Annotated in this window: 19 protein-coding genes and 1 other RNA gene; 5 read left to right on the top strand and 15 right to left on the bottom strand. The window is 35.8% G+C overall.

The features are described from left to right. Window positions 1-129 precede the first annotated feature (129 nt). Window positions 130-533: a transfer-messenger RNA gene (gene ssrA / locus D5J18_RS07475) on the top strand. A 636-nt stretch (window positions 534-1,169) separates the two neighbouring features. On the opposite strand, the gene D5J18_RS07465 is transcribed toward ssrA, so the two are convergent. From D5J18_RS07465 to D5J18_RS07435, 7 genes are all read right to left on the bottom strand, one after another. Beyond that, entirely contained in the window at window positions 1,170-3,659 is a 2,490-nt protein-coding gene (locus D5J18_RS07465) for a glycoside hydrolase family 2 TIM barrel-domain containing protein (RefSeq protein WP_119058379.1), read from the bottom strand. A 458-nt stretch (window positions 3,660-4,117) separates the two neighbouring features. Next, complete coding sequence (gene mscL, locus D5J18_RS07460; RefSeq protein WP_119058589.1) at window positions 4,118-4,522, bottom strand: large conductance mechanosensitive channel protein MscL; 405 nt, start codon at window positions 4,520-4,522, stop codon at window positions 4,118-4,120. A gap of 16 nt (window positions 4,523-4,538) precedes the next feature. Further along, on the bottom strand, window positions 4,539-5,033 hold the full coding sequence (locus tag D5J18_RS07455) for a DUF192 domain-containing protein (protein ID WP_119058378.1): 495 nt from the start codon (window positions 5,031-5,033) through the stop codon (window positions 4,539-4,541). Then, window positions 5,020-5,901: a prolipoprotein diacylglyceryl transferase gene (lgt, locus tag D5J18_RS07450; protein ID WP_119058377.1), complete on the bottom strand. Its 882-nt coding sequence runs from the start codon at window positions 5,899-5,901 to the stop codon at window positions 5,020-5,022. Before lgt ends, D5J18_RS07455 begins: the two co-directional genes overlap by 14 nt. Before the next feature lie 10 nt (window positions 5,902-5,911). Further along, window positions 5,912-6,142 (bottom strand): membrane protein insertion efficiency factor YidD, encoded by a 231-nt coding sequence (gene yidD, locus D5J18_RS07445; RefSeq protein WP_119058376.1) that lies wholly within the window; start codon window positions 6,140-6,142, stop codon window positions 5,912-5,914. A 103-nt stretch (window positions 6,143-6,245) separates the two neighbouring features. Further along, complete coding sequence (locus tag D5J18_RS07440; RefSeq protein WP_119058375.1) at window positions 6,246-8,792, bottom strand: phosphoenolpyruvate carboxylase; 2,547 nt, start codon at window positions 8,790-8,792, stop codon at window positions 6,246-6,248. A 118-nt stretch (window positions 8,793-8,910) separates the two neighbouring features. After that, window positions 8,911-9,468 carry a YceI family protein gene (locus D5J18_RS07435; RefSeq protein WP_119058374.1) on the bottom strand — a complete coding sequence of 186 codons (558 nt, stop codon included), beginning with the start codon at window positions 9,466-9,468 and terminating at the stop codon, window positions 8,911-8,913. A gap of 339 nt (window positions 9,469-9,807) precedes the next feature. Here D5J18_RS07435 and D5J18_RS07430 point away from each other — a divergent pair, with 339 nt between their 5' ends. Genes D5J18_RS07430 through D5J18_RS07420 form a run of 3 tightly spaced genes read left to right on the top strand, consistent with a single transcriptional unit; the run spans window position 9,808 to window position 12,542 of the window. Then, the gene (locus D5J18_RS07430) at window positions 9,808-10,782 is read left to right on the top strand and encodes a polyprenyl synthetase family protein (protein ID WP_119058373.1); all 975 of its coding nucleotides are present in this window, start codon (window positions 9,808-9,810) and stop codon (window positions 10,780-10,782) included. Window positions 10,783-10,786: 4 nt separating this feature from the next. Continuing rightward, entirely contained in the window at window positions 10,787-11,782 is a 996-nt protein-coding gene (locus D5J18_RS07425; protein ID WP_119058372.1) for a GSCFA domain-containing protein, read from the top strand. Next, complete coding sequence (locus tag D5J18_RS07420) at window positions 11,772-12,542, top strand: TatD family hydrolase (RefSeq protein ID WP_119058371.1); 771 nt, start codon at window positions 11,772-11,774, stop codon at window positions 12,540-12,542. The genes D5J18_RS07425 and D5J18_RS07420 overlap by 11 nt, the downstream gene beginning before the upstream one ends. Window positions 12,543-13,065: 523 nt before the next feature. On the opposite strand, the gene D5J18_RS07415 is transcribed toward D5J18_RS07420, so the two are convergent. The 3 genes from D5J18_RS07415 to D5J18_RS07405 form a co-directional block, all read right to left on the bottom strand. Next, window positions 13,066-13,332: a hypothetical protein gene (locus D5J18_RS07415; protein WP_133298126.1), complete on the bottom strand. Its 267-nt coding sequence runs from the start codon at window positions 13,330-13,332 to the stop codon at window positions 13,066-13,068. Continuing rightward, on the bottom strand, window positions 13,283-15,025 hold the full coding sequence (locus D5J18_RS07410) for a phage tail tape measure protein (RefSeq protein ID WP_119058369.1): 1,743 nt from the start codon (window positions 15,023-15,025) through the stop codon (window positions 13,283-13,285). Before D5J18_RS07410 ends, D5J18_RS07415 begins: the two co-directional genes overlap by 50 nt. Window positions 15,026-15,392: 367 nt before the next feature. Continuing rightward, entirely contained in the window at window positions 15,393-16,241 is an 849-nt protein-coding gene (locus D5J18_RS07405; RefSeq protein WP_119058368.1) for a PBECR2 nuclease fold domain-containing protein, read from the bottom strand. Window positions 16,242-16,309: 68 nt separating this feature from the next. Between D5J18_RS07405 and D5J18_RS07400 the strand changes: the two genes are divergently transcribed. After that, a complete protein-coding gene (locus D5J18_RS07400; protein WP_165844985.1) occupies window positions 16,310-17,497 on the top strand; it encodes a phage minor head protein in 1,188 nt (395 codons plus the stop codon). A gap of 379 nt (window positions 17,498-17,876) precedes the next feature. Here D5J18_RS07400 and D5J18_RS07390 read toward each other — a convergent pair whose 3' ends face one another. The 5 genes from D5J18_RS07390 to D5J18_RS07370 all read right to left on the bottom strand — a co-directional run bounded on the left by D5J18_RS07390 (window position 17,877) and on the right by D5J18_RS07370 (window position 19,736). Further along, window positions 17,877-18,146, bottom strand: a complete 270-nt coding sequence (locus D5J18_RS07390) for a hypothetical protein (RefSeq protein WP_119058365.1) — start codon at window positions 18,144-18,146, stop codon at window positions 17,877-17,879. Further along, a complete protein-coding gene (locus tag D5J18_RS07385) occupies window positions 18,127-18,489 on the bottom strand; it encodes a hypothetical protein (protein ID WP_119058364.1) in 363 nt (120 codons plus the stop codon). The genes D5J18_RS07390 and D5J18_RS07385 overlap by 20 nt, the downstream gene beginning before the upstream one ends. A 254-nt stretch (window positions 18,490-18,743) precedes the next feature. After that, entirely contained in the window at window positions 18,744-18,902 is a 159-nt protein-coding gene (locus D5J18_RS08825) for a hypothetical protein (RefSeq protein ID WP_165844979.1), read from the bottom strand. Between the two features lie 8 nt (window positions 18,903-18,910). After that, window positions 18,911-19,114 (bottom strand): hypothetical protein, encoded by a 204-nt coding sequence (locus D5J18_RS07375; protein ID WP_260377574.1) that lies wholly within the window; start codon window positions 19,112-19,114, stop codon window positions 18,911-18,913. A gap of 208 nt (window positions 19,115-19,322) precedes the next feature. Beyond that, complete coding sequence (locus D5J18_RS07370; RefSeq protein ID WP_119058361.1) at window positions 19,323-19,736, bottom strand: hypothetical protein; 414 nt, start codon at window positions 19,734-19,736, stop codon at window positions 19,323-19,325. Between the last annotated feature and the right edge of the window lie 18 nt (window positions 19,737-19,754).

Genomic DNA, 19,754 nt, shown 5'->3' with positions numbered 1-19,754 from the left:
TTAATTACCACAAAATTTTGTCAAATATAGCAATAATTGTTAGAGATAAAACAAACATTTTCCCCGTTTTGGAATAAAATTTGTATCTTTGTATTCTAGTTTTTTTAGAAGTTCTTAAATTTATTATATGGGGCCGACCGGTTTTGACAGCAAGCCGAGGTGATAAGTAAGCATGTCGTGAAACGTTGTGTACTCACGTAAATCAGGCACTTCAACTTTTTAACTGGCAACAACAATTACGCTTTAGCGGCCTAATTGACTGAATTATAGTAAGTCTTGGCAGATTCTCAACAAGGTTGAGACGCTAAATGTCACACAGCTGCCCATTTCTCATGGCGGCTGATTCTGTGGCACAGAGAAATGAGAATAGTTGGTAAGATGTTTCTGCTTGCCAATGAAATTTAATGAAACTAAGGTGTGCTTATGGGTTTCTTTACCCTCAACACACACGAAAAAGCAAGAAAAGAATAAACATGTAGAAAGCTTATGATTTCCTTGTTTGGACGCGGGTTCGACTCCCGCCGGCTCCACAAATAACTTTATAAATCAATTGATTAAACAGACCAAGGACTAAAACAGGGACTTGCCAATTTTTATTGATTTATAGATTATTAAACTTGTTCATTTCTTGAGCTTTACTTTGGGCCGCAATGTCAATATATAGTTTCATTGGTTATCAAATAAATACAATAGCAACCTCGAGACAAGTTATAAATTAATTTTAAAAGAATTACGCACGATTTCAGAGAAAGAAAATTTTATAAGCCTTAAAAAATATTTCTTAAGAAGAAAAATAAAATAACCTAAAAATAAATCTCGTCTTTCCTGATCGTTTACCCCAAGAAATAGTGGCAAAACTACCACAACTCCAACAAGGATTTTTTTGACATTTTTAAGCATAAAAAAAGTTTATTGAAACTAAATTCAATAAACTTTCATTAATCCCTCTAATTATCAAACACACAAATGTTTTTACCAACTATTTTTGATTATTAAACCTAATTTTGAGTGAATTACAAAAAATATCAAGTTTTTGGAAAACTTTTATTATCAATTAATTAAATAAATCTAAATTATTTGATTTAGAATTAATTAACTTCTTTATATTCCAAAAAACTTAAAACAACTTTTTAAACTCTTTTAATAATGCATTACTGGTAATATAAATATTATTGCACTTCAATCTTAATTTTAGCACTTTTTACACCTTTGGCACTGGCTTCAAAAATGATTGTGCCAGGATTTTCAGCAGATTGTACAATTGCTGTAAGTTGCCCACTAAATAGCTTCATAAAAGGAGCTTGAAAAGACTCTAAGCTGGCAGGATTCCCATTTGCTGCTGCTTTGTAAGAACCTGAACCTTTTATTTTAAATTTAATTTCCCTGGTCTCATCTGGACAGAAATTCCCGTCTTTATCAACAATTTTTACGTTGATGAATGCTAAATCTTTACCATCAGCCTTTATGATTGATCTATCAACAGAAAGTTCAATGCGATGGGGTTTTCCTGCGGTTTTCATTTCTTTTTCAGCAACCTCTTTCCCATGCTCATCGTAGGCTACTACTTTCACGGTTCCTGGTTCATATTTGGTATCCATCCACATCAGGCGGTATCTTTTTTGTCTTTCAAATGTTTTTTCTGCTTCTTTACTGGCGCTTCCATCTCGGGTAATGCTTAAATCTTTGGTTCGCTTTCCTTGACTTTTACCATTAATAAAGAGCTCTGCAGAAGGGTAATTAGTGTAGACAAAAATTGGAGTTACTTCGCCTTCTCGTCCTTTCCAATTCCAGTGAGGGAGAATATGCAAAGTTTCATCTTTTTTATTCCAATGGCTACGATAAAGATAATAACGATCTTTTGGGATTCCTGCTAAATCTACGATCCCAAAAAGCGAACTATGACTTGGCCAATCGGTATAGTAGGGAGTTGGTTCTCCTATGTAATCAAAACCTGTCCATACAAATTCTCCGATGGTATAGGGTAAATCTTCATGCTGAATGAAATCGTCTTCTGGTAAATTACTCCAACTGCAATGCTCTACATCATAGGATGAAGATTGATGGTCTGGGTACTTTGCCATTGCCTTTCTTTCAACAGGAAATTTATAAACACCTCTTGAACTCACAGTTGAGGCTGTTTCGCTACCTAAGATTAGTTGCTGAGGAATTTTAGCATAATTTTCATGATAAAGATGAGGACGATAATTGAAGCCAGCTACATCCAATATAGCAGCGAAATTATTATCAACTACCGCTTTAGGATTATCCATACCATTAGTTACAGGACGAGTTGGGTCTTCACGATGGAAAATATCTTGCAGAAATTTGTTTCTCTTAGGGCCTTGGTTGCCATTGCCTTGCTCTGGCACTTCATTACCAATGCACCACATCACGATAGACGGGTTGTTTCTAAAATGATGAACCACATTGACTACATCTTTCTCTGCCCAATTGTCCCAAAAAAGATTATATCCATTTTGCACTTTTGCCTGTTTCCATTCATCAAAAGTCTCCACCATCAGCATCATACCCATTTCATCACAAGCACGCACGAATTCTGGCGCTGGCATATTGTGCGAAGTGCGAATAGCGTTAACCCCCATATCTTTCATAATGCGGATTTGTCTACGGATGGCAGCATCATTCACAGCTGCACCCAATGGGCCTAAATCGTGATGCATACAAACACCTTTAAATACAGTTTTCTCTCCATTAAGGTAAAACCCATCATTTGGTTTAAGCTCAATGGTTCTAATTCCAAAAGTAGTTGAGTAAGTATCTACCAATTTATTATTACTGTACAATTTAGATTCTGCTTTGTAAAGCGTAGGGCGATCTAGCGTCCATAAAACAGGATTTTCTACAATTAAATCTTGGTTGAATTCATTTTGATCAAATTTGCTTAGTTTCGTTTTTTGAGAGCTAATTTTATCACCTTTATCATTCCTAATGATGGTTTCTAGTACAAAATTCCCATTTTTAGAAGCCTTATTAATTTTGGTCTTTAAATTAACTCTAGCAAAATCTTTATTGACTACTGGCGTAGTAACATAAGTTCCCCAAATTGGGATATGTACCTCATCGGTCACCACTACAGAAACATTCCGATACAAGCCTGCTCCTGGATACCATCTTGATTGCTCTGGACGATTCATCAAATGAACAGCAAGTGTGTTTTTTTTCCCTTCAACTACAAAATCGGTAACATCAAAATGAAAGGAATTGTAACCATAAGGCCATTCTCCTACATACTGACCATTCATATAAATTTTTGAATTTGCCATAGCCCCATCAAATACCAACGTCACCTTTTTCCCTTTACTATATTGGGGGATTTCAAACTGCTTCCTATAAAGCCCTACACCAACAAAAGGTAACCCGCCAGTCCGCCCAGCATGTTCGGTCGCTTCCGTTTGCCCATCTTGGATAATAGCTACATTTTGCATATCATTCTTAGGACTAAACGGCCCATAGATTGCCCAGTCGTGGGGTACAGTAACGGTTTGCCACTGGCTATCATCAAAGGTTGAAGTCATAAAATTAGCATCTTCTGTGCGAGAGAATTTCCAGTTTTTTTCTAAAAGGAATTCACTACGATTCTGTGCATTTATTTGAAAAACGGCTAAAAGGCTTAGGGGATAAAAAAACGTTTTCTTCATAATCTACTAAAAAAATTATTAAAAAAATTATACGCTAACATGCATTATTTCTCATGAAAATACTTTTAATTGTTCTAAAAAGTATCTTCGAAATTGATAGGCAAACGGCTTTAACTGTTAATTTTCTTCTTGGAATTCATTGAAAAACATGCAAAATTATCGTCCTAAGATACGATTTTTTACAATATTACACAACTTTTCAATCATTTATTTTATTGAATGCTAAAGGCTTGATTGTTTTTTTAGGGAGAAAAAACAGATTCCGCTATTTTTCATATTTAAATTTCCTTAAAAGGATTGAAGCCTTATTTTTTTCTAATCATACAAACAGTTCATGATATGATAAGAAGAATACTAACTAAAAAATAATAGTTTTAGCGGTAGTATCTCACCTACTTACATACTTAGTGAAATACTACCCTTCCCTATTTTCTTGACTTATTCTTGACTTAAAAAATTTAAGCTTTTTTCTGTAAAATATCTCTGATTTCTGCCAAAAGCTCTTCTTGTGTAGGCCCAGATGCCTTCTTTTCTTTTGGCTTCCTCACTGTACCATAAGCCTTTACAATCACAAAAAGAATGAAACCAACGATAACTAAATTCACCAATGCATTAACCCAAGCGCCATAACGGATGGCATTCTCGGGCTTGAATCCTTCTTCGCCTTTTACCCCCACTGCTGGAGATAAAATAATTTTTTTATCAGAAAAATCAATTTCATCTGAGAATTGCCCCACGATTGGCATCATAATATCTTCTGTAAATCCATTGACCACCATACCTACAGCTCCTGCCAAAATTACAGCAACTGATAGATCGATTACATTCCCTGTCAGGATAAAATCTCTAAATTCTTTTAATATTTTCATCCTTATATTTTTAATTTTTAGAATAAGAAATTTTTGTTTTACTTGGTTCAACACCCCAAGTTTTTGCTTTACCTCCGTTCACTTCCAGTACAAAACGGTAGTTTGCATTTGCTCCATATTGAATTTTAGTTTCATAAGGACGGGCGTTTTCATGATAATTAATCAGGATACTATCTTTATCAAAAAACAAAATATCCAATGGAATTCTTGTGTTTTTCATCCAAAATGAAGAGCTATTGTCTTCATCAAAAATAAATAACATTCCTTCATTTTCGCCCAAACTAGAGCGATTCATCAATCCGATTCGGCGTGTATTATTATTTTCAGCAAATTCTGCATCAATAATTTTGAGGGTATCTGCTTCGTTTTTTAAATAAACTTCTCCTTGTTTGATGAATTGAATATCTATCTCCTCTGTATTTGCCGTCGTAGAATGTTTTTTTTCATTTTTACAGCTAATTAATCCTAAAATAGAAAATAAAAGAATAATTTTAATTTGTTTCATAATTTTTCTTATTTACTTGATAAATTATAAATAACCCAATGAGAATGAATGGAATACTTAAAAGCTGCCCATTGTTTAAATTTAAATTTAATGTTTCTGCAACCCATTCCACTCCTTGGTCTTCTTTGAAAAATTCAATGATGTATCGGATAACAAATAGTAGCACAAAGAATAACCCGAAAATAAATCCATTTTTCTTTCTCATGTGAGGTTTTTGATACAAAAACCAAAGAATGAAAAAAAGCAAAATGTAACAACCTGCCTCATAGAGTTGTGCAGGATGCCGAGGGACTAATTCTCCATAGCTCGGACTTTGCTTCTCAAACAAAACTGCCCACGGTAGATTAGATGGTTTACCTACAATTTCTGAATTTACAAAATTCCCAATCCGTACAAATGCTCCTCCTATCGCTACGGTTATTGCTAAACGGTCTAATAGCCAAAGTAAGTTTTTCCCCTTCAAGTATTTTTTTGTAAAAAGATAAGAGCTTATCAATAGCCCCAATGTGGCTCCGTGGCTAGCTAAACCTTGAAATCCTACAAATTTGTAATTTTTTATCATGCCAAAGAGAGCTTCGCTCCCTGGTGAATATTGAATCGGCAAAAAGACCTCCAGTGGGCGTTCAATGAAAGCTCTCGGGTCATAAAACAAATACTCTCCTAAACGTGCTCCAAGCACGGCTCCAAAAAAGGTGTATAAAAATAAAGGGTCTAAATGTTCTTTACTGACACCTTCTTTCTGAAAAAAATAGGCCATAATGCGGTAACCTATCAAGAAAGCTGCAACCCACATGAGACTGTAAAAATGCAAGGTAAAGCCTAAAATATTGAAGCCTTCTGAGCCCTGCCAAGTGATATAATTTAACATAGTTTCTTAATTACGGTACAGGATCATAACCACTTCCTCCCCTAGGGTGACAGCGCAAAATCCTGCGAATTGTCAGGTATAAACCATAGTACAAGCCATGCGTTTTCAGCGCTTCTATCCCATACTGAGAACACGTGGGTGTAAAACGGCAATTGCTCCCCAGCCAAGGACTGATAGCCCATTGATAGAATTTTATCAAAAGGATAAAAGGTGCGATTAATATTTTCTGTAAGCCTTTCAAATCGGGGCAAATATAAAGTTTTTATTTTTTCCTAAGGCTTAAAAAATTTCAAGATTTTTTATTCTTGGGGATTTTCAATAAATTTCTAAAGGCTTAATTTTTTTTAAGCCGAGTTTCTGCTCGCATTGATGTTCCCGAAGAGACATCGCATTACCATATTCTCATATACTTCTTTTTTATCATTATTTTCTTGAATTTTTTGCAGGGCGTATTGTTGAATTGTCAATAGTGGTAAAACAATTTTTTCTCTCATATCTACAGAAGCTTTGCTTACGGGCTCATCTTCCATCAGCGTTTTGTAGCCTGATACCTCGAGTATCATTTGCTTTGTCAACTCAAATTCGTTATACAAAAGCTCCCAAAATTCACCAAATTCTATATCATCTTTCATATATTGAGTTAGTGGAAAATAGGTTTTCATCATCGACATCATACTATTTTCTACCAAAGTCTTGAAAAAGCTAGATTGTTTAAATAATTTTTTTAACTCTTCTATTTTCCCATTTTCTTTGTAAAATTGAATGGCTGTACCAAAGCCGTAATATCCTGGTACATTTTGTTTGAGCAAACTCCACGAGCCCACGAAGGGTATGGCTCTCAAGTCACTAAATATCAATTTATTACCACTTCCTCTTTTGCTAGGGCGACTTCCGATATTGGTTTTCCCGTAGTATTTGAGTGTACTCATTTTTTCTAGATATGGTACAAATTTTTCATTCTCTTTTAATTCAACGTATTTCTGATAACTCTTTTGGGCTAAATTATTTAAAATTTCTCTTTCGTTCTCATTCAGATTAATTTTATCATTTTTGAAGACTTCATTATTCACTCCCGCCGTTAGTAATTGCTCAAAATTATAATAAGATTGCTCCTTGGTTCCATAAACGGAAGTTATCGTCTGCCCTTGTATCGTCAATTGAATTTCGTGATTAGCAATATCTTGCCCCTGAGATTCATAAAATTGATGCGTTTTCCCACCACCACGCGCTGGTGGCCCTCCTCTACCGTCAAAAAACACCACTTTTACCCCATTGGCTTTAGCGACGCGGCTCAGTGCTTCTTTCGTTTCATAAATTCCCCAATTGGCACGCACGTAGCCACCATCTTTGGTTCCATCTGAGAAGCCTAGCATGATGGTTTGTTTTCCATTTCTTCGCTTCAGATGTGCGGCGTAATTTTTTTGATTGTACAGAAGATTCATCACGTTTTCTGAATTAGAAAAACCTTTAATGGTTTCAAACAAAGGAATGATGTCAAATTTTATATCCTCATCTTTATAGCCACAATATTTGAAAAACGCATATACATTGAGTATATCAAAAACGCTTTCACTATTGGAAATAATGTAGCGGTGAACGCCTTTTTCGCCATTGATGGCTTGTATTTCTTTCAGTTGTTTGATATTGTTTATCGTATCCTTAATGATTTCATCTTCATAATCTTCTGCTTGAATATTGAGTGATTTTTCTGTGAGAAATTTAATTTTATCTTCATCTTCCAAGCTATCATAGTCTACTTTAAATTCTTTCTGGAAAATAGCTCTTATCATTAAATCATGTTTGCTGCTATCTTGGCGAATGTCTAAACTAGCAAAGTGGGTTCCGAATAAGTTAACCCGATCTATCAATTCATCTAAATCATTTAAATAAAGAGAGTTATAATCTTTTATCAAGATTTTTCTAATTTCTTTAAGTTGATTAAGTAATTCTTCTTGTTTTACACTCGTCTCGCCTTGGAAGATGCATTTGTATAGTTTTTGGCTGATTTCTTTTACTAAATCATTTACTTTTCTAAATGTTAATTTCTTTCTCAATTCTTTCAAATGATTATAATAACACTTCAGGATAGAAATATTTAATTCCTGTGCGACTCGCCAAGTTGTATCCGCTTTCACAAAAGGATTCCCGTCACGGTCTCCGCCTGGCCAAAAGCCCAATTGAATCATATCTGAATTCTCAGAAGCTATGTCTTCTCCAAATAATAATTTAACTTCTGTAAACAAGCTACCCAAGCTATCATAATAAATATGGCGTAGGTAATAGATAATGCTCAGCGCTTCATCATAAGGTGTTGGTTTTTTGTGCGTTATAAATGGCGTCAAACCTAATTGCTGTAGCAACAAATCAATCCTGCTCACGCTATCTTTTCTGATAGCATCACGCATTTCGTGCATAATTCTTTGAACTTCATTGGAATAAAATTGCGTAGGATGGGCTGTAAAAACGACACGCACAGCAAAGTTCTTCAGTTTTTCTCTCACTTCATCTAGCTTATTATTTTCCTTCGCTACCTGATATAGATGGTGCACAGTCCCGAAATCAGCCTCATCATGCAAGGAACGAAAAGCGACATCTTCTATACTATCAAACAAGACGACTTGACGCTCAATGTATTGAATGATTCTAAACATTAAGTCAATTTGCTCATCCTCATCCATTGATTCCGTATGATCTCTAAAGAATTCTTCTATAATTTGTCTAGGTTCTTTCCCTTGCGCATAACCTTCCTTGCTTTCCTTGTATAGAAAGGGAATCAACATCCCAATATTGCTCATTTTCTCATAAGGAAGAGCAGTGAAAAGACTGTTGTAAATCAAATATTTATTGGCAACGATTTGGCGGAAAACATCCTGCCGTTGTTGTTTTCTCATGCGTTTTACTTTAAATTCTATTTCATCAAAAATTATACAATAAAAAAAGACTCATAGAAATTTCTGAATCTTTTCTTATTAATTTGAGCCTATGCTAAATTTTATATTTAATTTTCAATTACTTAAACTTGATGTTAAAATTTAGTGAAACATCGTCTCCCGTCTTTATTGTTCCAAACATAGCTGTAGGCGGTTCTATGCCAAAATCAGTTAATTTAAACGTGTAGCTGCCAATCAGTGTAATCGTTTTACCAATCACATTTCCTGCAACATTGAGCTTTACCTCCTTTCGGGCTCCAGCAAAAGTGAAATAGCCATGCAATACCCAATTTTCATTTTTTTTAGTAGCAGAAATAAGCTCAAAATCCACATTTTTAAATCGGTCATTTTTCATCGCATCATACGCCACCTTATCCATTGCATCTTTACCACTCCTCAGGTTAGTCACCTTCATCTGAACTCTCATTTCTTGAATTGACTTCAAATTTGAATTTTGCACGACACCCTTCAGGTAACCTTCACTATAATCAGAATTCATTTCCCAATCATGCAAAGTTGAAGTTCCCGTGATTTCCAAATCAGAATCCACAACATTATAAATTTGAGCTTTCATAAAGCCGAAGGCAAAGAATAATCCTGCAACCAAAAGAATTCCTTTGTAACTTAAATTTCTCATAACTTTTACTTTTAGTAATTACATCAAATTTACTAAAAAATATGCTTTTTTGCTAACTTGCTAAGCTTATAATTTGAAATTATAACATTATTTTTTTTAAAGCTTTATTGAAATTTTACATTTACAAAGTTTTTATATCCGAAAATTTATCATAATAAATTTCATAATAAATTAAAACATAGAAGGTTAAAAAAGTAAACTGAAAATCTAAAATTACAAAAAAAGCTAAGTTGCAAACAACTGAATATTTTGGTTAAAAATTAAATAAGGCTCAAAAAATTTAAAATTATTCGTTTTTAGCCACAAATATTAATTACTTTTACACTCAAAGTCCTTCGCATGGAAGCATTAAAAAAATACCAAGAAATTTTTCATGAGCAATTTGACGCGCTCAGATTTGACCAAAAGAAACCCTCTGAATTATATGAACCCATTGATTACCTTCTCCAGCTTGGGGGCAAGCGACTTCGCCCACTCGTTTCTCTAATGGCGTGCGACATTTTTGGCGGGACTATTCAAAAAGCCGTCAAACCCAGTATTGCCATTGAGCTTTTTCACAATTTCACACTAATGCATGATGACATCATGGATTCCGCCCCACTAAGGCGCGGGAGAACCACCGTTCATGAAAAATATGATGTAAACACAGCCATCTTGTCTGGTGATGCTTTATTGATTCAGTCTTATCAGTTTTTTGAGGATCTTGAGCCTCACTTGTTCAAAGAAGTCATTTCTCTATTCTCGGCTACTGCTGCAAAATTATGCGAAGGGCAACAATATGATATGAACTTTATGCAACAGAGTGAAGTGGATTTGGATGAATACTTGGATATGATAAAGAAAAAAACTGGGGTATTGACGGCAGCGGCGTTCAAAATTGGTGCCATTATAGCCCAGGCTTCGCCAGAGGACGCCGATCGCATTTATCAGTTCGGGGAAAACCTAGGCATTGCTTTTCAGCTCAAAGACGATTTATTAGATATTTTTGGTGAAAAATCAGCTGTTGGCAAAAAACAAGCTGGTGATATTTTTGAAAACAAAAAAACTATTCTTTTCATTAAGGCTTTAGAAAAAGGAAACGAACAACAAATAAAAGAATTGAAGTACTGGTATAGCATTACTGCTGAGAATATTGATAAAATCTATGCTGTAGAACGAATCTTCAAGCAATTAAAAGTTGATCTACTCGTGAGCGAAATGATAGATGAATATACACAAAAAGCTCAAAATTTCATCGAACAGATAGAGGGGCATAAAATATCCAAAGATATTCTGTTCGAATTTAGTGACCGATTGATTTCTAGACGATATTAAGCCCATGCAACTTTTCACCGAAGTTTCATGTAAAACTCCTCCTTTTCAGCTTTCTCATCGCGACAAGATTTTACTCATGGGGAGTTGCTTCAGTACCGAAGTTGGCGAAAAATTGCAGAAAAGTAAATTCCCAGTTTTAGTCAATCCTTTTGGTACACTTTTTCATCCTTGGGCAGTAGAAACAGCTCTATCTCGCATCTACACACTCCAATTTTACACGGAAAATGAAATTTTTCATTACCAAGATTTATACTTCAGCTGGGATCACAGTACGCTGTTTTCTAGACCTAAACTAACGGAGACGCTTACCAATATCAATGAAAAATTAGAAATCGCTCATGAGCATACTCAGCAGAGCCATGCTTTTGTGTTTACCCTTGGTACAGCTTGGGTTTATGAGTTGAAAAAAGCAAAAATAACAGTGGGGAATTGCCATAAAGTGCCTTCCTCTCAATTTCATAAATTCTTGATGAGTCCCGCAGAAATTTTTAAAGCCTTAAAAAATTGTGTGGAAATTTGCCTTGACCTCAACCCCGAGGCTAAAATTATTTTTACCATTAGCCCTGTTCGGCATTGGAGAGACGGCGCTCATGACAACCAATTGAGTAAGTCATCATTATTTTTAGGCTTAGAAAAAGTTTTAGAAGATTATCCTCAAGCTGTTTATTACTTCCCTTCCTATGAAATTATTTTGGACGAATTGCGAGACTACAGGTACTTCAAATCTGATTTACTGCATCCCAATGAGACGGCAATTAATTTCGTTTGGGAAAAATTCAGTCATTTATTCTTTTCTTCTGAAACTTTGAATCTGAACCAAAAAGTAGAAACTCTAAACCAAGCAATGGCGCACCGCCCTCGTAACCCCAATACGCTGGCACATCGTAAGTTTTTATACGACACGCTAAAGAAAGCCGAAAAACTCAGCATCAATTTCCCTAAAGGAAGCTTTGATGAAGAAATTAAAATTCTAAAAGAAAAAATACACCATGTATATTGATACACATACGCATCTCTACTCTTCTGCCTTTGATGAAGATCGAGAGCAAATCATAGAAAAAGCGCAAAAAGCTGGAGTCCAAAAGTTTTTTTTGCCCGCGATTGACTCCTCTACGCACGAGGCGATGCTCAATTTAGAAAAAAAATATCCTCATACTGTTTTTGCCATGATGGGGCTTCACCCCGTTGATGTGAAATTTGATACTTACAAAAAAGAACTCAGTATCGTAGAGAATTACATTCAGCAAAGGGATTTCATTGCCATCGGCGAAATCGGGATTGATTTGTATTGGGATTCTTCTACTTTAGAAATTCAACAGGAAGCTTTTTCCCAACAAATTGATTGGGCGCTAGAAAAAAATTGGCCCATTGTTATTCATTGTCGTGATGCTTTTGATGAGGTTTTTGAAGTTCTAGACCATAAGAATCAAAAAATAAATGGGGTTTTTCATTGTTTTACTGGCACTGAAAATCAGGCTCTCCATGCCATTGATTTAGGGTTGAAATTGGGTATTGGCGGTGTGGCTACCTTCAAAAATGGAAAAATTGACCAATTCTTAAACCAGATTGATATTCAAAACATTGTACTGGAAACCGATTCGCCTTACTTAGCTCCTGTGCCCGTCCGTGGGAGAAGAAACGACTCGTCCTTTTTACCTTATATTGCTGAAAAATTGGCTGAGATTTACGGTATTTCGCTTGCAGAAATTGGGCGAATTACTACGCAAAATGCTTTAGAAGTTTTTCAGATTCAGAGATAATTTATTTTTTTTAAGGCTTAAAAAAATTTATTTACCTTGTATAATCCGCAAAACAAAATGTGTAAAAAAGAAAAATGAAATGTGCATTTTTTTAACTAAATAAGCCCAGCAACTCGCTGGTCTAAAAGGTATTTGATGTTTCCTTTTTTCAAGGATTTTTCTAACATTTTGTGCTATTTATTCATAATTTAAATGCTTTTTAAAATGGCTTTAAACGCCAAGTTATATCCGCTAAAACACTCAATAAAAACCCAAAGAAATAAACCCAAAAAATGAGTTGGATGCCTTTAACTTCTTTAACTTTTTCTTTCTTCTTTTCTTGCTGTTTTACAATGTTTTTAGATTCAGTAAATACTTTACTTTTTTCTTGTTTTTCTTCCTGAAGAGTTTGGTTAATTGCTTGGTTCTTTGTGTCTTTACTTCGTAAAAGTACTCCGCCTGAAAAGAAGCAGGCTAAATAATAACGTAACCCTCTGCATTTCTTGAAAATTTTTTTAAGCCTTAAAATTTCTCATAATTAAGTCTATCGGAAATATTTTTTAAAATCTTTCTCTTGGTAGTTGAACTTCCTATTTATCCAATACTCGCAATGGTTCGGTACTGTTTTATCTAATGAGTCTACTAATTCTCTCAATCTTTCCCCTCTTTTAGATAATGTTTTATCTCTTGAGTTTTTCCCTAGTACGCTTGATATGGTTTCTTTCACAGGTTCTTTAGCGTCTAAAATATTTATGCCGTTTTCATTCAAAACCAAAGGGTCTCGTTTGATGGTTAAATTCAGCTTGAGCAAATGCCAGCGAAAGACTTCCTAATTTCTCATCACTACCCATAGCTACATCGCCCAGCATCTTCATGTTTGGCATTATCTTTTCTTGAGCAATACCAAAACCCAGCATCGTTTCAGCTCCCTTTTTGGCTAAACTTCCTAAACCTGGAATGTTGGACAAAAGTTCAAGCAATTGCTGAATAGGCTCCAAGAGGGTGTCTAATAGAATTAGTCCAATTCTTTTCAAAGCTCCAATAATGCCCCCGTCTGTAAAAGCTTTTTTTACGCTTTCCCACTGGTCATATAAATTTTTGATAAAAGAAATCAGCATCCCAAAAGGACCAAAAAGAGCTAAAACGGCAGCTCCCCAATCATTGAATTTTTTGATAGCTACAACAATCAAGGCAATTAAGCCACCTACTAAAGCGATGACCCAGACAATGGGGTTGGAAAACAAAGCAGAATTAAGCAACCAAACGGCAGCAGTAGCGGCACCTAATAGCCCTATGAATGTTCCCATTACAGGCAATAGCCAATCTATGTTTTTGTACAGAAAATTGAGCACTGGCGTGAGTATATCAAAAATGCTGGCAATCATAGGCATTATCTTTTCACCAAATTTTGTCATTAGAATTTCAATGCGGTCAAAAAATACCTTTTTCATTGTAGCGAAATCACCTTCGGCATTTTTGATGGCAGCTTCCATGCTAAAAGCAGAACTATCAAAGGCATCAAAGGTGCTAATCATATCCTCTGCGCCTGTTTTCACCTTGTCTAATGCACCTCTTAGCCCCTCTGGCCCACCTATGGCGTTGATGGCTTGTGTGATTTGCTGGTCGCTCATGTTCTTGAACTTGCCAGAAATATCCTTTAAAATTTCATCCGCTTGGCGCATGCTACCCTTGTCATCAAAAACTTTGATTTTCAGTACGCTTTCAAATTTATCAGCCTGCTGGCCCAAACCTTGAAAAAAGGTTTTAGCCATGTTTGCCCCAACATCAGAATTTTTGGCGATACTGGTGAACATAGCAAAAACCTTATTAGCAGTATCAACGCCCTGCCCTGCAGATGCAGCTGCACCAGCGTATTCTGTTTGTACTTTGGCTAATTCATTGAAAGTTGTGATACCTGTTTGCACGGTTTTGGCATTGCTTTCTAATAAGTCATCAATATCAGCAACGCTCAAGCCAAAGGCTTTCATTGCCTTGGTGGTAGAGTTCATGGCATCATTGACGTCGGCTCCAGTAGCGATGCTGTATTTACCTACTTTTTTATAAATATCAATAGCATCTTTGCCATAGGTACCTGTGGCAGATTGCAAATCATAGACGGCGTTGGTTCCTTGCTCTATGTTCATTCCAATTTCAAAAGAGGCGTCTCTGATTTGATTTTTATAATCGTTCAGCTCACTTGCACTTTTATCAAGGTTGAGCTGCTTGATAGGGAGAAAAGCACTATCAAACTTTTCTGCAGCTTGCACGCCCTTGGTAGATAAAACACCCAGAGCCGTAACGCCTGCCATTGCCCCAACGGTGAGCCCACGTTTAAGGTTTTCGCCAGACATGCCAATTTTGTTGGCAAAATTATCTGTAATGTTATTCAGTTTGCTTTGCCATTTGGATTGAAATTTAGTCAATCTGCTTTCTACTGCCCCTAATTTAGAAGTTAATTTATCTGCTAAATCTATGAGTAAAGTTAGTTTTGCTTGTTTTGCCATAATTTTTGTATATTTGTGATGTCGGAGTTTATAAAGTCCTTTAAGATGGATGCTTGCATGACATAAGGAAGTGCTTCTTACCTATACCCCCTCTGGACTTACATGGGCGGATTTTATAAACTCTTTCCTTTTTTTATTAAGATGCCTTGTCTTAAATCCTTTTCACTAATTTTATTACTATACCAAGTTTTGACTTCTAAACCATAGTGTTTATCTAATTCACAATCAATAATCGTTTTGCCATAATTTTTTATATCTTTGTGTCGTCGGAGTTAATAAAGTCCTGCAAATGGTAATCTGTTAGACGAAGTAATAACTTTTAAGCCTATTTCCTCACTGTATATCAAAGGGGGAATTTATTAACTCTTTACTTCTTTTTTATCAATATTCCACTTCTTGTGTTAGATTCTTTACCTTTCATATTATACCAAGATGTGATTTCAATACCAGGTTCTTTTTCATTTAATTCAGTTGTAACAATTAATACCCTATCTTTATAAAATTTAATATATCTGCGTTGCGTTTTTCCTTTCCAATCTGATGTCCAAACTTCATCTGGATTGTTCAATATTTCATTAATGTGTGGGAATAACTTGTGTCTTAATTCATGCTCATTAGTATAATATCCTGATACGTGATGATTAAAATTATCTTTTTTAATAAAAATTTTTCTATCTAAATAATCTCTAAAACCCATAAAATCTTTTCCTTTTTCAGGTTTAAACAATTCGGTTACATTTTCTGCAGTAATGGTTTTATCTAATTTAATAGACTTTAAATCATTTTTAAAATTTTCCCATTTTTCCAGGCCATACTTATCAAAGGTCATTTGGTTAATTTTTTCAGGATAGCCTTTGATGTCACGGTAAAATTGCTTGTTGGTAAAAACTTGTTTTAAGTCGCCTCTATTGATAACAAATTGAGAGCCTTGATAATATTTATCATTTGCCATTAGCAAGGCTTTTCCTTTATCCCAAGTTGTTACAGGAGCTCCGCCACTATGCGGAACCATTTCGCACCTGCACCCATAGCCATTGGGTGGCCATATTGCTTTGTCTCCTTGCGAGAGGATGTCAAACACTTTTCTGTCTAAAGCTTGATGTGCTGCACGTACATTCTTGTCCCCTGCTGTTTGGTATTCGTAATAGCGTGTGCCTCCGTTTTTTGCGTCTGTGATGGCTCTCACGTAAGCAGCAGAATTTTGCCCTACGGCTATGGATAAATCATATTCAGTTTTTAGCCAGGTGGTGTTTAGATTTTGCTATAGAAACCAAGGAGCTGACCGTGAATGAAGTAGAGCAATCTATTTTGAAGCTATCTAAAGAAAGAGATCTCTATTTCACCGCTGCCGTAGATGTGGGGTATAACCCTACTTTTGAATTTTATAGCAAAGAATTAGCCGCCAATCTATACGCCAATATCGCACAATTCTCAGCTTTTAAAGCGCGGTCTTTTGAAAAATCTCTAACCGAAGCCTTATGGCACAAAGGCGATTTCATTTCTTGGAATGAATTTAAAAAAGTTGGCGCATCTATAAATCAAGACTACAATAAAAATTGGCTAAAAACAGAATACCACCAAACCGTAGCAACGGCAAACATGGCGGGTAAGTGGCAAGATATTGAGAGAACCAAGGATTTATACCCTAACTTAAAATATGTAACCGTAGGCGATGAACGTGTGCGCGCCCAGCACCGTGAGTGGGACGGCATTGTATTGCCCATAGAACACCCGTGGTGGAAAATACACTATCCACCCAACGATTGGGGGTGCAGGTGTGATGTAGAACGTACAGACGACCCCGTGAGCTCCCATATACCCAACGGGCAATTAAAAGTGGAGTTTAAAAATAATGCCGCTCAGAGTGGGAAAGTCTTTGAAAAAAGTGCGTATGAATTAGGGTTAACCCATAGTGAAAAAGGTGAGGCATTAGGTCAGCTTGTTTTTAATCCACTTGGTAAAACAGATACTGAAACTCTAAAAGAAATATACGAATTGCCAAGAGAAACCCAGTTTCTAGAAATATACAAAAATAAAGGTAGGGTTTTAAAACATTTGTTGGTGAAAGAAATCGACGACTATCAAGAAATATTAGAGGTATCAAAGGCGTTTGCCTTGGAGAAAAATACAATAGAAATTTTGCCTGTGATTACCCAAAAAGAGTTGGAAGGCTATAGGTTGAAAATTTTCCCAAAGTATCAATTATTTAATAATCCTGACTTAAGGGTAAACAATATTTATTATGATGTGAAACGACCGTCAGCTATAAAAAATATACTTAAACGTGCAAATGAAGCGTCGATGAAACAAAATAGTATAGCTGTAATTCACTGCGGCTACCTATCTAATTTTAATATTGAAACCATGAAAAAAAGGGCTAAGGATGTTTTTAAAAGTCCACATTACCAGTTTGATGAAGTGCAATTTTACTGGAAAGGAAAGTTATATAAATTCAATAGGCAGAATAAATAAATTATTCTGCCTAAGGGTACGCCGCCTCGATGGACCGCTAATTTTATAATGCAAATATACAAAATAATTTGAATGCCAAAATCAATAATCATATCCAGCTTCACGCTTAATAATTGCCTCTATTGTCCTAGGCGCAACAAAATAACGTTCGGACAACTTGTCTATGATAGCATCTAAACGCCATTGCGGATGCCGCCTTTGCAAAGCATCAAAGGTAGCCCTTACGGCTTTATTACGTTTACGAAGTCTCTCACGCTGGGTCATAACGCAAAAGTAAAACGCCAACTCGAATTTCACAAGTTGGCGTTTGAGTCCCCCTCTCCCCTCCTTTGGAGGGGTTGGGGGAGGATTTGGGGGAGGATAATAAAACTTCTTTCTCTCATAACTGCCTTTCAATTTGTTGGGTGAGTAGTCGGTATACGTTCCTCTCAAATTCACCTGAAGCAAAGCGCATTTGTGCATGGGCAATGCTGGCTAGAGAATAAGCCTCATGATACTTTAAGGTCATAGAAAATTCTTTGCCCTCTCCTCGTTTGCTGATGAGTTTCCTCTCTAATTTCATCATCAAATCTTGTAAAATTGAATCTACAACTTTTCCTGCTGCTGTTTGCGCTGGCTGAGTTTTGGCTTCATAGTAGTCTTCTATCACAACTCTCAGATGCTCTATCTTTATTTTCAGTTTTTTTGATTTTCTTGTTTACAGCAGCAAATTCACTTTTCAATACAGTGCCAAACTTCACTTTATTCAGCTCGGCAAGCTTGTCTTGTAATTCATCAATAGAATGTTGGAGCGTAGCTGAACCTCTTACAGCAGACTTGGTAGAAGTCAAAATTTTACCAAATGCTGTTTGTGCAGAGGCTTGCATTTTAGTAGTAGAAGCAGTAGCCTTATGGGCAACAGTATTGATTTTATCTACTGCAGCAGATACCTTTCCCGCAGTAGCAGAGGCTAAATCTTTTGCCGAAATAATAAATTCATATACTGATGCCATTAGTTTTTATATCTTTGGGGTATGGTAATTCCTTTTTTATCAATCTTATTGTTTGCTCTAGCGATTGGGTTTTTGATTATGCTGATTAGAAATTATATTTATCTTTCCAGTATAAATCCTTTTGGTGCTATTTCTTTGTGTATAGTATCGGTGCTGATATTTTTTGTATCAAATGATTATTTCTTAAACTTCATGGTGTTTTTTCTTGTAAGTGCAATAGCTATGCTTTGGGGAACGTGGCAAAAAAAGAAACGTCAAGCTTGATTTTGTTTAGCCTCTTGCTTACGTATCCAATTTAGTTCCTGCACACGCATTGCCCATTGCTCATCATTGAGCAGGTCTGGGTCTATGTGAAAGAAATAGCGTAACTGGGCATCCAAAATCCTTATAGGCTGTTCATCTTCCACTACCACAGCCTGCTCTATAACTTTTCCAGTTCTGCCTCTTTTACTTCAATAATTTCAGCAATTTTAGATGATGCCGCCAAGAAAAGACTATCTTTTGTTTTAATTTCTTCATCACCCTCAAGCCAGCAATTATTCAATAAAATTTCATTAAATTTTAGAGGATCTTTGGAAGCAATAGATGATGCGTAGCTTAATGTTTTTCTATCGGGAGTTTTCAAATAGCATTCTTTGTCTTCTATTTTCAGTTTGAAAACCTCTCCATATTTTGCTTTCCATTCATTTATTTGTTTCTGTGTAATTTCTTTATTTGTTTCTGTGTAATTTCTGTATTTTTCATTTTTAAATAAGTTTTAATTGGTTTTTAAAGTTTATTTAAAGCCAAAAAGTCTTGAGTCTTGCTTTTTGGCTCTTGTATCTTTCGTCTTTTTACTGTTGTCTTTTTACACCTATAAACATCATCGGCACTTCAATGATTTTGTTTTTATCGCCCTGTGCCATACCTTTTGCCACTTCGGTAAACTGAACGCCTTTTAATACGTCTGTTACTACCTGCCCACCATCGCGCGGCACATAGGCCACAATGACAGAAAATTCTAAATTCAACACGTCATTATCTCTGGTGTCTCTGGTCATTGCCTCCAGTTCAGACTGCCAAATGGAAATTTTACCCTCATACGAGCGATTCCCTTTTACCACACCGTGCGGCCTGCATCCTCGACCGTACAAGTAATCCTTTTCTTGACTTTCTTTGTATTCTACTGCCGTGATCCCTTCAATGATTCGCCCTCCGAACGAAACAGTTATATCACACCAGCCATATTGTTTGCTACTAAATGCCATTGTATTTTTTATTATTGT

Origin of the sequence: Candidatus Ornithobacterium hominis (assembly GCF_900538215.1) — a bacterium.
GTDB classification, from domain to species: Bacteria; Bacteroidota; Bacteroidia; order Flavobacteriales; family Weeksellaceae; genus Ornithobacterium; species Ornithobacterium hominis.
This window is presented reverse-complemented; position numbering and strand designations above follow the sequence as displayed.

What these genes read in the sequence shown, in the direction of transcription:
- D5J18_RS07465 (WP_119058379.1), bottom strand. Translation starts at nt 3,659, where the DNA reads ATGAAGAAAACGTTTTTTTATCCCCTAAGCCTTTTAGCCGTTTTTCAA.
- D5J18_RS07455 (WP_119058378.1), bottom strand. Translation starts at nt 5,033, where the DNA reads ATGAAACAAATTAAAATTATTCTTTTATTTTCTATTTTAGGATTAATT.
- lgt (WP_119058377.1), bottom strand. Translation starts at nt 5,901, where the DNA reads ATGTTAAATTATATCACTTGGCAGGGCTCAGAAGGCTTCAATATTTTA.
- D5J18_RS07440 (WP_119058375.1), bottom strand. Translation starts at nt 8,792, where the DNA reads ATGAGAAAACAACAACGGCAGGATGTTTTCCGCCAAATCGTTGCCAAT.
- D5J18_RS07435 (WP_119058374.1), bottom strand. Translation starts at nt 9,468, where the DNA reads ATGAGAAATTTAAGTTACAAAGGAATTCTTTTGGTTGCAGGATTATTC.
- D5J18_RS07430 (WP_119058373.1), top strand. Translation starts at nt 9,808, where the DNA reads ATGGAAGCATTAAAAAAATACCAAGAAATTTTTCATGAGCAATTTGAC.
- D5J18_RS07425 (WP_119058372.1), top strand. Translation starts at nt 10,787, where the DNA reads ATGCAACTTTTCACCGAAGTTTCATGTAAAACTCCTCCTTTTCAGCTT.
- D5J18_RS07420 (WP_119058371.1), top strand. Translation starts at nt 11,772, where the DNA reads ATGTATATTGATACACATACGCATCTCTACTCTTCTGCCTTTGATGAA.
- D5J18_RS07410 (WP_119058369.1), bottom strand. Translation starts at nt 15,025, where the DNA reads ATGGCAAAACAAGCAAAACTAACTTTACTCATAGATTTAGCAGATAAA.
- D5J18_RS07385 (WP_119058364.1), bottom strand. Translation starts at nt 18,489, where the DNA reads ATGGCATCAGTATATGAATTTATTATTTCGGCAAAAGATTTAGCCTCT.
- D5J18_RS07370 (WP_119058361.1), bottom strand. Translation starts at nt 19,736, where the DNA reads ATGGCATTTAGTAGCAAACAATATGGCTGGTGTGATATAACTGTTTCG.